Genomic DNA, 13,800 nt, shown 5'->3' with positions numbered 1-13,800 from the left:
GGTCAGCAGGGGCCGTCGTCGGCCCAGACGCCCCACTGGCCGCTGGCGCTCGGAACCTCGTTCAGCGTCCACCACTTGGCGTGGTAGTTCCGGCCGTTGTACGAGACCTTGTTGCCCGTGGTGTACGTGGTGCTCGCGCTCCAGGCCGGGGCGGTGCAGGTGCCCGGGCTGGAGGGCGGCGTGGTCGGCGGGGTGGTGGGAGGCGTGGTCGGGGGCGTGGTGGGCGGGGTGGTGGGCGGGGTCGCCCCGGCGAACTTCACGGTGTACTTGGTGAAGTCCCAGTCGCTCTGCGCCACGCTGGAGCAGGAGCCGGACAGGCCCGGGTCCACGGTGCCGGGGCACTGGCGGTCCCGGTTCACCGACCAGTAGGTGTACCGGGCCAGGCCGTGGGCGGTGGCGAAGTCCAGCACGGTCTGGAAGTCCGCCTGGCGGAAGTATTCGGCGGCGTCGGTGCGGCCGTTCATCATCGACACGCCCTCGTGGGCGTAGGCGGTGGCCTCGTTCCACCCGAAGGTGGTCTGGAGGATCTGGTTGAACTTGACCAGCGCGTCGGTCTGCGCGGCCGCGCCGTTGAAGCCGCCGTCGAAGGGCATGATCGAGAAGTTGTTCGGCGTGAAGCCCTGGGACTTCGCCTCGTTCAGCATCTGGGTGCCGAACCAGCCGGTGCCGGCGGTCGTCCCGGCGGTGGTGATCGAGACGTAGAGCCCGGGGTTGTTCTGCTGGAGGATGCGGGCGGCGCCGATCTCGTTGTGGATGGCGGCGGTGTTCTCGTACTCCGGCTCCTCCAGGTCGAAGTCGATCGCCTTGAGGTTGTACTTGGTGATCACCTTCTGGTACCCGGCGGCGGTCGCCTCGGGCGTGCCGCAGACCTGGCCCAGCTTGGTGCCGCCGTACCCGCCGACCGACACCGAGACGTCCCCGCCCTTGCCGCGGATCGTCTGGATCACCGCCGGCATGGTGGTGTCGCCGTCGATCGAGGAGGTGCCGCCCCAGGCGGGCGAACAGCTGTTGCCCTGGGCCAGGATGAAGGCCAGTTGGAAGGCCTTCTGCCCGGTGGCGTCCATCACGGCGGCGGCGTCCGGCGGACTGTTGTCCTCGGGCATCAGGTACGGCGCCGAGGCGTACCAGTTGCTGCCCAGGCCGGTGGTGGCGACGGTGTCGGCCGAGGCCGCGCCGGAGCCGGCCAGCGCGCCGGCACCTCCGGCGACCAGCCCGAGCACCCCGGCCACGGCGAGCGCGGCCCGGGACCTGCGCGAGGTCGGTGCGGCGGGCCGCTGCGCGGGCGGGGGGAGCTGTGGGGGAACAGCGCGTTCCATCGGAGGCCTTTCCAGGAAACGGCGGTGGGGGAGACGGCCTGCTCACGCCGGACGTGGGGGTGGCGTGACGGCCGAAGGGGCCGTCGGCGCGAAGACGTTGCCGAGGGCCCTCACTGGTATAGACCTGTCGGGGAAGGGTGGTCAACCCCCGGAACGGTCAAGCCGCCCGCAGCCGGGCCCCGGAGGGTCCGCGGCAGACCCGGACGGGCTGAGGGCTGGTCAGGCCGGCACCGGTGCGCCCGCGGCCGCCCGTACGCCCGCGAGGAGCCCGCTGACTGCCGGGGACCAGGGCCGCCCGGCCGGGCCGGTGAGGGTGAGCGTCCGGTGCACGGCCGGGCGGATCGGCACCAGGACGCACTCCGGCGGCAGCATGGTCAGCGCCAGCGCCGGCATCACCGAGACCCCGACACCGGCGTGCACCATGCCGATCAGGGTGTTGAGGTCGCGGATCCGGTGCCGGGGGCTGAAGCGGGTGCCGGCCCGCCGGTAGGCCTCGCGGATGTGGTGCTCGCAGCCGCCCTCGGAGAGCAGGAAGTCGTCGTCCTCCAACTCGCCCACGTGGATGGTGTCCTGCCCGGCGAGCGGGTGGTCCCGGCGCAGCAGCGCGTGCATCGAGTCGGCGCCGAGCGGAACCGCCCCCGGCGGCAGCGGGTCGGCGTCCACCAGCACGGCGGCGTCCACCGTGCCGGCCTCCAGCCAGGTGGTCAGCTCGGCGTCCTCCCCCTCGAAGAGCCGCACGGTGACCTGCGGGTGCGCCGCCTTCCAGTCGCGCAGCAGCCCGGGCATCAGGGCCTGGCAGACGGTGGTCGGCGCGGCCAGCCGCACGGTGCCGGTGAGGCCGCCGGTGTGCCGGGTGGCGATGGTGCGCACCGCGGCGGCGGAGGCGACCGCGGTACGGGCGTGCGGCAGGATCTGCTCGCCGAGCGGGGTGGTCCGGCACGGGGTGCCGCGGTGCAGCACGGGGGAGCCGAGGGAGCGTTCCAGCGCGGCGACGGCGTGTGAGACCGCGGACTGGCTGATGCCCAGCTCGTCGGCGGCCGCACCGAAGCCGCCGGTGTCGGCGACCGCGACCAGCGCCCTGAGCTGGGCGAGGTTCACCTCCGACGCCATGAGACTTCCTCATCCTCCCGGTACCGCCACTTGTTGGACTCATGCTCCGCCGCCGGGCCACCCTCTGTCCAGAGCGGCGGCCGCCCGGCGGCGCGGCCGTTCGGGACGACGGAGTGGAACGGACGGGAGGTGGTCGGGGTGCGGCGCTGGTTGCCGGGCTTCGTGGCACTGTCGGCGATCTGGGGCGCGAGCTTCGCCCTGATCAAGGTGGCGGTCGACGCCGGGGTGCCGCCGGTCTGGGTGGCGCTGTGGCGCTGCCTGCTGGGCGCGGTCACGCTGTGGGCGATCCTGCTGCTGCGCGGTGAGCGGGTGCCGCGCGACCGGGCGGTGTGGGGGCACTCGGCCGCGGTCGCGGTGCTGCTCAACACGGTGCCGTTCGCCCTGTTCTCCTTCGGCGAGACCAGGGTGAGTTCGGTGCTGGCCGGGGTGATGAACGCGACCACCCCGCTGTTCACCCTGCTGTTCGCGGTGCTGACCGTCCCCGAGGAGCGCCGCCCGGGGGCCCGTCGGCTCGGCGGACTCGCACTGGGCTTCGTCGGCGTGCTGACCGTGCTGGGGGTCTGGCGCGGCCTCGGCGCCGGCGCGACCACCGGCGCCCTCGCCTGCCTGGCCGCCACCTGCTGCTACGGCGCCGGGTTCGCCTACCTGCGCCGCTTCCTGTCCGGCCGCCCGGAGTCCGTGACCGCCCTGTCGGCGCTCCAGATCGGCAGCGCGGCCGCCGAGTTGGCCCTGGTCGCCCCGCTCGTCGGGGGTTTGCCGCACTGGCCGGGCGGCTCGGCGGCCGCCGCCCTGCTGGTCCTGGGCGCCCTCGGTACCGGCCTGGCGTACCTGCTGAACCTGGGCCTGGTCCGGGCGGCGGGCGCCGCCGTCGCCTCCGCCGTCACCTACGTCACGCCGCTGTGGTCCACGGCCCTGGGGGCGACCTTCCTGGCCGAGCCGGTCGGCTGGAACGCCCTGGCCGGCGGCGCCCTGGTGATCGCCGCGGTGGCCCTGGCCCGGCCGCGGCCCCCGGGCGGCAGGCGGCCGATCGTGCCCGCCGGCGCCGCCCCCGCCGGGGACACGGCCGCCGCCGACACCCGCGCCGCCGACACGCCCACCGTCGACACCCACACCACCGGCACTCCCGCCGCCGACACGCCCGCCGTCGACACCCACACCACCGGCACCCCCGCCGCCGACACGCCAGCCGCCGGCACCCCCGCACCCTCCGCCGCGCGCCCGTGACGCCGTCCGGAGGCGGGGCGTTCGACGCCACCTGACGGTCCGTGCTCGGCGGATTACGGCTCGTGCCCGATCGCCCGCTATCGTGGCGCGGGTGAGGTCGTGGGATGCCGCGGTGGAGCGGGCACAGGGGCGGTTGGCGGCGGGAGAGCGGCTGCGGGCGGCGGCGGAGGGGGAGGAGCGGCGGTTCGCCCTGTGGGACCTGGCGTCCCTGGTGGAGGGCGAGCTGGCCGAACTGGTCGACCCGGACGGGCTGGCGCCGGAGGCCGAGCGGGGCTGGCGGGAGCGGCTGGGGGAGAGCGGGCGGGAGTGGCCCGGCGGGGAGCTGTACCGGCGGCGTTACTGGATCCGGGACGAGCACGGGGAGGACGTCGGCACCGTCGCGGTCGACAACTGGACGAAGGGGCCGAGCCAACTGGCCGTCAGTTCCCTGTACGTCCGGCCGGGCTCGCGCGGACGCGGGCTGGCGGCCGCCGCGCTGGACGAGGTGTACGCGGCGGCCGCCGCCGAGGGGCTGCCGGGGTTCCGGCTGGAAGCGCACTGGAGCTGGCAGCCGGCGGTCCGGTACTACCTGCGCCGGGGGCTCTGGGTGGTGGGCTGGAAGCGGTCGCTGTCGCTCGCCCGGATGCCGCAGCTGCCGCCGTACCGGGTGCGCGAGGAGGACGGGCGGCTGCTCCTGCTGGTCGCCGACCGGCAGCGCGGCTGGGTGCCGATACTGGCCGCCGGTCGGGAGGGCCGCTGGCTGCGGCTGGACGAGACCGCCGACTACCGGAGCTGCGACGCCTGGGTGCACGAGTACGCGCGGTCCACGCTGGCGCTGCACCTGGCACTCGCCGGGTGGCCGATGGTGCGCGGGCCGCAGTGGTGGGCGGAGGCGTGGCGCTGGGCGGAGGCGGGGGAGCCGGAGGGCCTGGCGCACCGGATCGAGCAGTTCGAGCAGGAGGCCCGCGGCACGGGCCGCCGGACGGTGGGCCGGTGCCGCCCGGTTCCGGCGCCGGAGGCGACCGCACAGCTGGCAGACTCGGGGGATGGCTGAGATCGAGATCGACGGTGCGCCCGCCGACCCGGCGCGGCTCGCCGCCCTGGGACTGCTCAACTACGGACACTTCACCACCATGCGGGCGGAGGCGGGCCGGGTGCGCGGTCTGGGGCTCCACCTGGACCGGCTGGTCCGGGACTGCCGGACGCTGTTCGGCGCCGACCTGGACCGGGCGGCGGTCCGGGAGCGGATCCGCGCCGTCCTGCCCGCCGACGACGGGCCGGTGATCGTCCGGGTCACCTGCTACGACCCGGCCCTCGGCCTGGAACGCCCCGCCGCACCCGCCGCGCCGGCCCTGCTGGTGACCACCCGCCCGGTCGCGGCGGCCGAACCCGGGCCGCTGAGGGTGCGGACGGCGGTGTACCGGCGGGAGTTGCCGGAGGTGAAGCACGTCGGCCTGTTCGGCCTGGTCCACCACCGTCGGCTGGCCCAACTCGCCGGTTTCGACGACGCGTTGCTGACCGACGAGGACGGCCGGGTGACCGAGGGCGCCACCTGGAACATCGGCTTCCTGGCCGGGGAGCGCCTGGTGTGGCCCGAGGGCCCCGGTCTGCGCGGCGTCACCGAGGCGCTGCTGGCGGGCGCGTACGGCGGCCCGCAGTCCCGCGAGCCCGTCCCCGCCGACGCACTGGCCGCCTTCGACGCGGCGTTCGCCGTCAACGCGGGCGTGGGCGTGCGGCCGATCGCCGCCGTGGACGGCACCGCCTTCGACCCCGCCCACCCCCGGCTCGCCGAACTGCGCGCCGCCTACCGGGGAGTCGCCGCCGAGACGGTGTAGGGCGCCCGTCGGCCCCTCCCCGACGGCGGCCCGGGGGCGGGCTCGACCGACGGCGGCCCCCCGGGAGTGGTCGGCATCGGCAGCGTCGGCACCCGCTGCCTCATCGTCCTGCTGACCGGCCGGGACACCCGCGACCCGCTGCTCCTGCAGCTCAAGGAGGCCGGCCGGTCGGTGCTCGAGGACCACCGGCCGCCGCTGCGGCTGGACGCCGAGGTCGCCGTCCACCGCGGCGGGCGCCGGGTGGTCACCGGGCAGCGCCTGATGCAGGCCGCCGGCGACCTCTTCCTAGGCCGGACCGCGGGCCCCGCCGGACGCCACTTCCACGGCCGCCGGCTGCGCGACCCGAAGGGCTCGGTGGACGTCGACTCGCTGACCCCGGCCGGCCTGCGCGGCTACGCCAAGCTGTGCGGGCGCGCCCGGGCCCGCACCCACGCCCGCACCGGCGACCGCCTGGCCGTCGCCGGCTACCTGGGCAGCGCCGGCACCTTCGCGGAGGCGGTCGCCGACGTCGCCGCGACGTACGCGGACCGCACGGCGGCCGACCACGCGGACCTGCTCGCGGCGATCGGGACGGGCCGGATCACCGCCGCCCGGCGAGTGTGAGGCCGGCGGGCTCCGCGGCCGACGGCAGCAACTCCGCCAGCCGCTCCAACTGCTCGTACTGGCCCGCGAGGTCGAGCGCGGCGAGCCGGGCGACGATCCGCCGGGCACCGGCCTCGGCGTAGCGGCGCAGGGTCGCGGCGACCTGGTCCGGGGATCCGATGGCGAGCGCCTGGATCTGCGCCACCTCCTCCAGCGGCAGGCCGTAGTTGGAGCGGGCGTAGGCGTCCGTGGCACGCCGGGCAGACTCGGTGTCCTCCTCGATCCGGACGTTGACGAAGAGCGCCGGGGTGACGGCCTCCGGGGCGCGCCCCGCCTCGCGGGCGGCCCGCCGGACGGCGGCGAGCCCGGTGGCGTAGTCGGCCGGATCGGGCGGGTAGGGCAGCCAGCCGTCGTACCGGCGCCCGGTGCGGGCGAGCGCCGCCGGGGTGGCGCCGCCCAGCCAGATCGGCGGGCCGCCCGGGCGGAAGGTCCTGGTGGCGGGCGTGAGTTCGGGGAAGGAGTGGAACTCGCCGTGGAACTCCGTCGCCCCCGCCCACAGCGCCCGCCAGAGCGCGACCGTCTCGTCCAGCCGGGCGAAGCGGCGCTCCCAGGGCACCTGGGACAGCTCGTGCAGCGGCCGCCCGAAGCGGCCCGGGAAGCCCGCACCGACGGCGACCGTCAGCCGTCCGCCGGAGAGCAGGTCCACCGAGGCCAGCGCCTGCGCGGCCTGCACCGGCCGGCGCAGCACCGGCAGCAGCGCGCCGGTGCCCAGCCCGATCCGCTCGGTCACCGGGGCGACCGCGGCGAGCATGGTGAGCGGCTCGATCCGGGGCGTGAGCAGGGAGTCGTTGACGAACAGCGAGGAGAAGCCCAACTCCTCCGCCCGCCGGGCGAATCCGATCAGGTCGCGAGGGCCGCCGCCGGGCGCCCAATGGTCCTGGCCGGTGGGGAGGAAAACACCGATGTCCATGCCGACGATCCTCCGGGCTCCGGTGAATGCCCTCAATTCCCCCGGGGGAATGGCGGGCCGGTCCGCTCCGGCGGTAGAAGTGGGGCGTGGACTTCCCCCGGGCGCTGCGCGAGCGCCGCACCGACCGCCGGCTCAGCCAGCTCGACCTCGCCACCCGTGCCGGCACCACCCAGCGGCACCTCAGCTTCATCGAGTCGGGCCGCTCGGTGCCCGGGCGGGGCATGGTGGTGCGGCTCGCCGAATCGCTCGACCTGCCCCTGCGCGAGCGCAACGAGCTGCTGCTGGCGGCCGGCTACGCCCCCGTCTACCCGGAGACGCCGCTGGACGGGCCCGCGCTGGCGCCGGTCCGGGCGGCGATCGACCACATCCTGGCCGGCCACCTGCCGTACCCGGCGCTGGTGGTGGACCGGCGCGGGGACGTGGTCGCGGTGAACGACGCGCTGGACGTGATCACCGCGGGGGCCGACCCCCGGCTGGTCGGGCCCGGCACCAACGCCTACCGGCTGGCCCTGCACCCGGACGGCCTCGCCCCGCGCATCCTCAACTTCGGGGCCTGGGCCCGGCACATCGTCGAGCGGACCCGCCACCTCGGCGAGCTGCACGAGGAGTTGAGCTCGTACGTACCGGAAGCGGTGGTGGGCGAACAGCACCTGGGCTTCGCGGTGCCACTGGAACTGCGCACCCCGCTCGGCGAACTGCACCTGATGACCACGGTGACCACCTTCGCCACCGCCGTCGACGTCACCCTCGCCGAGCTGAAGCTGGAGGCGTTCCTGCCCGCCGACGCCCGGACCGCCGAACTGCTCGTCAGAGCCAGGGGAACTGGTAGTCGGCGGTGATCCGGCCGGCGGCGTCCAGGACGACGAACTCGTCGCCGCCGCCCACCGCCTCACCGCCGCCGACCGGCACCATCTCCCAGGTGAAGCGGACCACGTCGCGCAGCCGCACCGCATCCGGCCGGGCCCGGAAGGTGAACTCCCCGGGCGCCACGAACTCCTCGTGCGCGCGGGTGACCCGGGACTCCAACTCCCGATACCCGCGCGCCTCCAGCACCTGCTCCGGGAAACCCACCCGGATCAGTGCTTCAGGGGGCTGACGGCGTGACCGAAAGCCCCCGCTCTGGCTGCCTCGGGGCTCGACATGCCTCGCAGGCTACCCGGCCGTCCGCCTCCGGAGCACCCGATTTCCGCTTGCCCCGGGCGTGCGGGGTGCCGTTGGGTGGGGAGCATGAAGGAACTGCGCACCGAACGCCTGCTGCTGCGCCGCTGGCGGGAGTCCGACCTCGCGCCCTGGGCCGCGCTGAACGCCGACCCCGAGGTCCGCGAGCACCTCGGCGGCGTCCTCACCCGGGAGCGGAGCGACGCCTCGGTGGCGCGCTTCGAGGCGGCGATCGAACGGCGCGGGTACGGATGGCTGGCCGTCGAGGTGCGGGAGAGCGGCGAGTTCATCGGCTTCGCGGGCCTGGACGACGTCGAGGAGCAGGCCCCGGTCAGCGGGGTCGAGATCGGCTGGCGGCTGGCCCGCGCCGCCTGGGGCCACGGCTACGCGACGGAGGCCGCCCGGGCGGTCCTCGCGTACGGCTTCGGCCCCTTGGCCCTGCCCGAGGTCCTCGCCGTCACCACCGCCGCCAACCTGCGCTCCCAGGCGGTGATGCGCCGCCTCGGGATGACCCGCGACCCGGCCGAGGACTTCGACGACCCCGGGGCGCCGGAGGGGCCGCTGCGCCGCAACGTGGTGTTCCGCCTGCGCCGGGAGGCCCACGCCGTCCAGGGGTCCCGCGAGGGCGCCTGAGCTGCGTGGGGCCCGGCGCACGGCGGTCCGGTACACGGCGGCCCGGCGCACGGCGGTCCGGTGCACGGCGGTCCGGCGCCCCGGGAGTGGGACGCCGGTCCCGGGTTCACGGCACGAGCAGCCGCAGGGCCTCGGGTACCACCGTGACCTCGACCGGCAGGGCCGCGATGAACTCCCCGTCGGCGTAGGCCGTGATGCCCGGCGAGTCGATCCGCAGGGAGGTCGTGCGCAGGGTGGTGACCTGCGGGTGGGTGACGTGGGTGCCCTTGAAGAGGGTGGGGAAGAAGCGGGCGATCCGCAGCCGGGGCATGGCGTCGACCAGGGTGACGTCGAGCAGGCCGTCGTCCGGGAGGGCGGCGGGGCACATCAGCATGCCGCCGCCGTAGCTGCGGGTGTTGCCGACGGCGGCCAGGGTGAGGTCGCGCTCGATGACGGTGCCGTCGGCGAGGGTGACCCGGAACGGCAGCGGGCGCAGGTTGGCGAACTCGGCCAGGACGGCGAGGTTGTAGCGCATCCTGCCGCGTGGCCAGCGCAGCCGGTTGGCGCGGTCGCTGACCAGGGAGTCGAAGCCGGTGGCGAGGACGGAGCCGAACCAGCGGACGGCGCCGTCCGGTCCGGTGATCCGGCCGAGGTCGACCCGGCGGGTCCGCCCGGCGGCGATGACGTCGGCGGCGGCCCCTGGGTCGGCGATCGGCAGGCCGTACTCGCGGGCGTGGTCGTTGCCGGTGCCGGCCGGGATCACGCCGAGCGGGACGGGCGTGCCGGCCAGGGCCTGGAGGGCGAGGTTGATCATGCCGTCGCCGCCGACCACGACCACCGCGTCGACGCCGTCCGCCGCGGCCTCGCGGGCCAGCCGGACGGCGTCCTCGGCGGAGCGCCCGGCCTGCGGCTCGACCTCGACGCCGAGGGAGCGCAGGCGGGCGACGGCCCGGCGGGCGGCGGGTTCGGCGTGGCCGACGCCCGCCGCCGGGTTGGTGAGAACGGCGACCCTGCGGACGGTTCTCGGGCCGTTCACGGGATCAGCTTGCCGGGGTTGAGGATGCCTGCCGGGTCGAGTTCGGCCTTGACGGCGCGCAGGATCCGCACGCCCAACTCGCCGATCTCCGCGGTCATCCAGGGCCGGTGGTCGGCGCCGACCGCGTGGTGGTGGGTGATGGTGCCGCCGGCGCGGAGGATGGCGTCCCCGGCGGCCCGCTTGGCGACGGCCCAGCGGGCGAGCGGGTCCTCGCCGAGGGCGGCGACGACGGTGAAGTAGAGCGAGGCGCCGGTCGGGTAGACGTGCGAGATGTGGCAGAGCACCAGCGCGCCGGGCAGGGCGCCGGTCAGCGCCTCGGTGACGGCGGTGCGCAGCCCCGGCAGGGCGCTCCAGCCGGCGGCCGTCTCCAGGGTCTCGCACAGCGCGCCCGCGTTGAGCAGGGAGTCGCGCAGGTAGGGGGCGTTGAACCGGCCGTGCTCCCAGGCGAGGGCGGGCTCCTCGCCGAGCGAGGTGCCGCCGGCGGCGAGCAGCGCCGCGCGGGTGAGCTGCTGCCGGGCGGCGACCTGGGTGGCGTCGCCCTCGAAGACGGTGACGGCCAGGCAGCCGCTGACGGCGGGGGCGCCGCCGATCTGCTCGGTCATGGCGAGGTTGACCATGGTCTCGGCCTCGTCGGAGAGCCGGATCACGGTCGGGCCGGTGCCCTGCTGTTCGACGGCCCGCAGCGCGGCGGTTCCGGTGGCGAAGTCGGGGAAGCTCCACGCCTCGTGGGCCTTGACGGCGGGCAGCGGGTGCACGCGCAGCCGGACGGCGGTGATCACGCCGAGGGTGCCCTCGGAGCCGAGGAAGAGCTGGCGCAGGTCGGGGCCTGCGGCGGAGGCGGGGGCGCGGCCGAGGTCGAGGACACCGGCGGGGGTGACCACGCGCAGGCCGCGGACCATCTCGTCGAAGCGCCCGTACCCGGCGGAGTCCTGGCCGGAGGAGCGGGTGGCCGCGAAACCCCCGATGGTGGCGAAGCGGAAGCTCTGCGGGTAGTGGCCGAGCTCCCAGCCGCGTTCGGCGAGCAGGGCCTCCGCGGCGGGGCCGGTCAGGCCGGCTTCGAGGACGGCCTCGCCGGAGGTCTCGTCCAGTTCGACCAGCCGGTCGAGGCGGCGCAGGTCGAGCGAGATGACGGCGCGCAGGGCGCCGCGCTCCGGGTCCAGGCCGCCGACCACGCTGGTGCCGCCGCCGAACGGGACGACGGCGATGCGCAGTTCGGCGCAGAGGGCGAGGACGGCGGCGATCTCCTGCTCGCTGCCCGGCACGACGACGGCGTCGGGTGCGTCCTGCGGCTCCCGGCTGCGGCGGCGCAGCAGGTCGGGGGTGGACTTGCCGCCGGCGCGCGGCAGGCGGTCGGCGTCGGCGGCGCTGACGTGCGCCTCGCCGACGGCGGAGGCCAGCGCTTCGAGGTCCTCGGCGGTGATCCGGGAGGGGCGCAGCACGACCTCGTCGGCGCCAGGGCCGGCGGTGGCGTCGCCGGTGACCCCGAGGGCGGCGGCGAGCAGTCCCTTGATGTCCGCGGACAGCTCCTTGGCGAGGGCCGGGTCGCCCCAGGCGTCCCACTTCATCGGGGGGAGCGGCAGCGCGGCGTTCGCCGGTCCCGCTTGCGTCTCAGGTGCCATGCGTTACAGTTTCACACATCATGTCAAGTAGTAACGTCGAGCCCGCCGAGGCCCAGCCACCCCGCAGCACCGACGACGCGATCCTGGACGCCGCCGCCGACCTGATCGTCCACCTCGGCGTCCGCCGCACCCAGCTGGCGGAGATCGCGCGCCGCGCCGGGGTCAGCCGCCCGACCGTCTACCGGCGCTGGCCGGACGTCCGGGCGGTGATCGGGGCGCTGCTCACCCGGGAGATCCTGGCCACGCTGGAGGGCGCCGCGCTGGACGTCCACGACCGGGTGACCCTCGTCGAGCGGGTGGTCGAGGTCTCCGTCCGGCTGCGCGACCACCCGGTGCTCGGCGCCCTGCTCCGCTCCGACGACTCCGACCTGCTGCTCGAGTACGTGGTCGAGCGGCTCGGCACCAGCCAACGCGGCCTGCTGGAGGCGCTGCGCACCGGCATCGCCCAGGGGCAGGCCGGCGGCTCGATCCGGGCCGGCGAGCCGACCGAACTGGCGGCGATGGTCCTGCTGATCGCCCAGTCCACCGTCCAGTCGCACCGCATGGTCGCCTCCCTGCTGCCCGAGGCGGCCTGGCGGCGCGAACTGGCCAGAGCGCTGAACGGATACCTCGCCCCATGACCACCTCCGCCGGTTCCTCCGGCCACCGCCCGGCGGGCCCGTCCGCCGGCGACCCCGCCGCGTCCTCGGCGGGTCCGTCCGCCGGCGCCCTTCCAGGCCTCTCTGCGGGCCCTTCCGCAGGCCCGTCCGTCGGCCCCTTCGCCGGGACCAGCCGGCTGAACGCCGCCCGCCGGACGTTCGAGCTGCAGGCGCTCGGCGACGACCCGCGCATCGACCTGCTGGTGATCGGCGGCGGAGTCACCGGCGCCGGGGTGGCCCTGGACGCCGCCTCGCGCGGCCTGCGCACCGTCCTGGTGGAGGCCCGCGACCTCGCCTTCGGCACGAGCCGCTGGAGCTCCAAGCTGGTGCACGGCGGCCTGCGCTACCTGGCCTCCGGCCGGATCAAGGTGGCCCGGGAGAGCGCGGTCGAGCGCGGTGTGCTGATGACCCGCACCGCCCCGCACCTGGTCCACGCCCTGCCCCAACTCGTACCGCTCCTCCCGGACCTGCTGCGCCCCGGCCAGGCCTCGCTGATCCGTGCGGGCTTCCACGCCGGTGACGCGCTGCGACTCGTCGCCGGGACGCCGGGCACCCTGCTGCCGCGGGTGCGCCGCGTCGACGCCGCCCGCGCCCGCCGACTGGTGCCGGGCGTGCGGACGACCGGACTGCGCGGGGCGCTGGTCGCGCACGACGGCCAACTCGTCGACGACGCGCGGCTGGTGGTGGCCCTGGCCCGCACCGCCGCGCAGTACGGGGCGAGCGTGCTGACCAGGGTGCGGGCGGAGGCCGTGACCGGCTCGTCGGCCCGACTGGTGGACACCCTGACCGGTCAGCAGCTGACCGTCACGGCGGGCGCGGTCGTCAACGCCACCGGCGTGTGGGCGGGCGAGGTGGACACCTCGATCAGGCTGCGGCCCAGCCGCGGCACCCACCTGCTGGTGGACGCCGCCGCCCTGGGGCACCCGACCGCCGCGCTCACGGTGCCCGTGCCCGGGTCCGTCAGCCGCTTCGTCTTCGCCCTGCCGCAGCAGCTCGGCCGGGTCGCGATCGGCCTGACCGACGAGGACGCCCCGGGCCCGATCCCGGACGAGCCGCAGCCCTCCGAGGCCGAGCTGGCCTTCCTCCTCGACACCGTCAACGCCGCCCTCGCCACCGAGCTGACCAGGAAGGACGTCCGGGGCGCCTACGCCGGTCTGCGCCCGCTGATCGACACCGGGGACGGCAGCACCGCGGACATCTCGCGCGAGCACGCGGTGCTGGAGTCCCCGTCCGGGGTGGTCACCGTGGTCGGCGGCAAGCTCACCACCTACCGGCGGATGGCCCAGGACGCGGTGGACACCGCCGTCCGCCTGCGCGGTCTGCCCGCCCGTACCTGTCGGACGGCGCGCCTGCCGCTGGTCGGCGCCCCGGGCCACCGTGACAGCCGCCCGGCCCCGGCCGCCCCGCTGCCCGCCTCGCTGCTCGCCCGGTACGGCGGCGCGGCCCACGAGGTGCTGGCGGCGGGGGAGTTGACGCAGGTGGCCGACCAACTCGACGTCACCCGGGCCGAGATCGCCTACGCCGTCACCCACGAGGGCGCGCTCGACGCGGCCGACGTCCTGGACCGCCGGACCCGGATCGGCCTGGTGGAGTCCGACGCCGAGCGGGCCCGGAAGGCGGTCGAAGAACTCGTCGCGGAGCACGCCGGGTAGACGGCGGGGACGGCAGGACGGCGGGAGGGACGGCGACGGCCGGTACGGCTGGTTCGCCGTGCCGGCCGT

14 protein-coding genes are annotated in these 13,800 nt (G+C 76.0%); 8 read left to right on the top strand and 6 right to left on the bottom strand.

Features of this window, described 5'->3' with window-relative positions:
- Window positions 1-2: 2 nt before the first annotated feature.
- Both ABT247_RS24965 and ABT247_RS24960 read right to left on the bottom strand, forming a co-directional pair.
- Complete coding sequence (locus ABT247_RS24965) at window positions 3-1,316, bottom strand: carbohydrate-binding protein (RefSeq protein ID WP_350746028.1); 1,314 nt, start codon at window positions 1,314-1,316, stop codon at window positions 3-5.
- Window positions 1,317-1,535: 219 nt separating this feature from the next.
- Window positions 1,536-2,426, bottom strand: a complete 891-nt coding sequence (locus tag ABT247_RS24960; protein ID WP_350746025.1) for a LysR family transcriptional regulator — start codon at window positions 2,424-2,426, stop codon at window positions 1,536-1,538.
- Between the two features lie 138 nt (window positions 2,427-2,564).
- Between ABT247_RS24960 and ABT247_RS24955 the strand changes: the two genes are divergently transcribed.
- The 4 genes from ABT247_RS24955 to ABT247_RS24940 all read left to right on the top strand — a co-directional run bounded on the left by ABT247_RS24955 (window position 2,565) and on the right by ABT247_RS24940 (window position 6,067).
- The gene (locus tag ABT247_RS24955; RefSeq protein ID WP_350746022.1) at window positions 2,565-3,650 is read left to right on the top strand and encodes a DMT family transporter; all 1,086 of its coding nucleotides are present in this window, start codon (window positions 2,565-2,567) and stop codon (window positions 3,648-3,650) included.
- Window positions 3,651-3,741: 91 nt separating this feature from the next.
- Entirely contained in the window at window positions 3,742-4,683 is a 942-nt protein-coding gene (locus ABT247_RS24950; RefSeq protein ID WP_350746019.1) for a GNAT family N-acetyltransferase, read from the top strand.
- Window positions 4,676-5,464, top strand: coding sequence for an aminotransferase class IV (locus tag ABT247_RS24945; RefSeq protein ID WP_350746017.1), 789 nt, complete (start codon window positions 4,676-4,678; stop codon window positions 5,462-5,464). Before ABT247_RS24950 ends, ABT247_RS24945 begins: the two co-directional genes overlap by 8 nt.
- A gap of 66 nt (window positions 5,465-5,530) precedes the next feature.
- The gene (locus ABT247_RS24940; protein WP_350746014.1) at window positions 5,531-6,067 is read left to right on the top strand and encodes a DUF2252 family protein; all 537 of its coding nucleotides are present in this window, start codon (window positions 5,531-5,533) and stop codon (window positions 6,065-6,067) included.
- On the opposite strand, the gene ABT247_RS24935 is transcribed toward ABT247_RS24940, so the two are convergent.
- On the bottom strand, window positions 6,045-7,016 hold the full coding sequence (locus tag ABT247_RS24935) for an LLM class flavin-dependent oxidoreductase (RefSeq protein ID WP_350746011.1): 972 nt from the start codon (window positions 7,014-7,016) through the stop codon (window positions 6,045-6,047). The two genes, ABT247_RS24940 and ABT247_RS24935, sit on opposite strands and share 23 nt — an antisense overlap.
- 86 nt (window positions 7,017-7,102) lie before the next feature.
- On the opposite strand from ABT247_RS24935, the gene ABT247_RS24930 reads away from it, so the two are divergent.
- The gene (locus ABT247_RS24930) at window positions 7,103-7,855 is read left to right on the top strand and encodes a helix-turn-helix domain-containing protein (RefSeq protein WP_350746009.1); all 753 of its coding nucleotides are present in this window, start codon (window positions 7,103-7,105) and stop codon (window positions 7,853-7,855) included.
- On the opposite strand, the gene ABT247_RS24925 is transcribed toward ABT247_RS24930, so the two are convergent.
- A complete protein-coding gene (locus ABT247_RS24925) occupies window positions 7,824-8,087 on the bottom strand; it encodes a hypothetical protein (protein ID WP_350746007.1) in 264 nt (87 codons plus the stop codon). The genes ABT247_RS24930 and ABT247_RS24925 overlap by 32 nt on opposite strands.
- Window positions 8,088-8,243: 156 nt before the next feature.
- Between ABT247_RS24925 and ABT247_RS24920 the strand changes: the two genes are divergently transcribed.
- Window positions 8,244-8,807 (top strand): GNAT family N-acetyltransferase, encoded by a 564-nt coding sequence (locus ABT247_RS24920; protein ID WP_350746005.1) that lies wholly within the window; start codon window positions 8,244-8,246, stop codon window positions 8,805-8,807.
- 106 nt (window positions 8,808-8,913) lie between these two features.
- On the opposite strand, the gene ABT247_RS24915 is transcribed toward ABT247_RS24920, so the two are convergent.
- A complete protein-coding gene (locus ABT247_RS24915) occupies window positions 8,914-9,822 on the bottom strand; it encodes a diacylglycerol kinase (RefSeq protein WP_350746002.1) in 909 nt (302 codons plus the stop codon).
- The gene (locus tag ABT247_RS24910; protein WP_502892500.1) at window positions 9,819-11,441 is read right to left on the bottom strand and encodes an FAD-binding oxidoreductase; all 1,623 of its coding nucleotides are present in this window, start codon (window positions 11,439-11,441) and stop codon (window positions 9,819-9,821) included. The genes ABT247_RS24915 and ABT247_RS24910 overlap by 4 nt, the downstream gene beginning before the upstream one ends.
- A 20-nt stretch (window positions 11,442-11,461) precedes the next feature.
- Here ABT247_RS24910 and ABT247_RS24905 point away from each other — a divergent pair, with 20 nt between their 5' ends.
- Together ABT247_RS24905 and ABT247_RS24900 are read left to right on the top strand one after the other, a co-directional pair.
- The gene (locus ABT247_RS24905; protein ID WP_350746000.1) at window positions 11,462-12,061 is read left to right on the top strand and encodes a TetR/AcrR family transcriptional regulator; all 600 of its coding nucleotides are present in this window, start codon (window positions 11,462-11,464) and stop codon (window positions 12,059-12,061) included.
- Complete coding sequence (locus ABT247_RS24900) at window positions 12,058-13,731, top strand: glycerol-3-phosphate dehydrogenase/oxidase (protein ID WP_350745997.1); 1,674 nt, start codon at window positions 12,058-12,060, stop codon at window positions 13,729-13,731. The genes ABT247_RS24905 and ABT247_RS24900 overlap by 4 nt, the downstream gene beginning before the upstream one ends.
- Window positions 13,732-13,800 lie beyond the last annotated feature (69 nt).

Source organism: Kitasatospora sp. NPDC001539 (assembly GCF_040298565.1).
In the GTDB taxonomy this organism is placed as follows: Bacteria; Actinomycetota; Actinomycetes; order Streptomycetales; family Streptomycetaceae; genus Kitasatospora.
The sequence above is the reverse complement of the archived record's forward strand: the minus strand, read 5'-3'. Positions and strand labels throughout refer to the sequence as shown.

Excerpts from the sequence above, each read along its gene's own strand:
- ABT247_RS24965 (WP_350746028.1), bottom strand. The coding sequence starts at position 1,316 with ATGGAACGCGCTGTTCCCCCACAGCTCCCCCCGCCCGCGCAGCGGCCC.
- ABT247_RS24960 (WP_350746025.1), bottom strand. The coding sequence starts at position 2,426 with ATGGCGTCGGAGGTGAACCTCGCCCAGCTCAGGGCGCTGGTCGCGGTC.
- ABT247_RS24945 (WP_350746017.1), top strand. The coding sequence starts at position 4,676 with ATGGCTGAGATCGAGATCGACGGTGCGCCCGCCGACCCGGCGCGGCTC.
- ABT247_RS24935 (WP_350746011.1), bottom strand. The coding sequence starts at position 7,016 with ATGGACATCGGTGTTTTCCTCCCCACCGGCCAGGACCATTGGGCGCCC.
- ABT247_RS24920 (WP_350746005.1), top strand. The coding sequence starts at position 8,244 with ATGAAGGAACTGCGCACCGAACGCCTGCTGCTGCGCCGCTGGCGGGAG.
- ABT247_RS24910 (WP_502892500.1), bottom strand. The coding sequence starts at position 11,441 with ATGGCACCTGAGACGCAAGCGGGACCGGCGAACGCCGCGCTGCCGCTC.
- ABT247_RS24905 (WP_350746000.1), top strand. The coding sequence starts at position 11,462 with ATGTCAAGTAGTAACGTCGAGCCCGCCGAGGCCCAGCCACCCCGCAGC.
- ABT247_RS24900 (WP_350745997.1), top strand. The coding sequence starts at position 12,058 with ATGACCACCTCCGCCGGTTCCTCCGGCCACCGCCCGGCGGGCCCGTCC.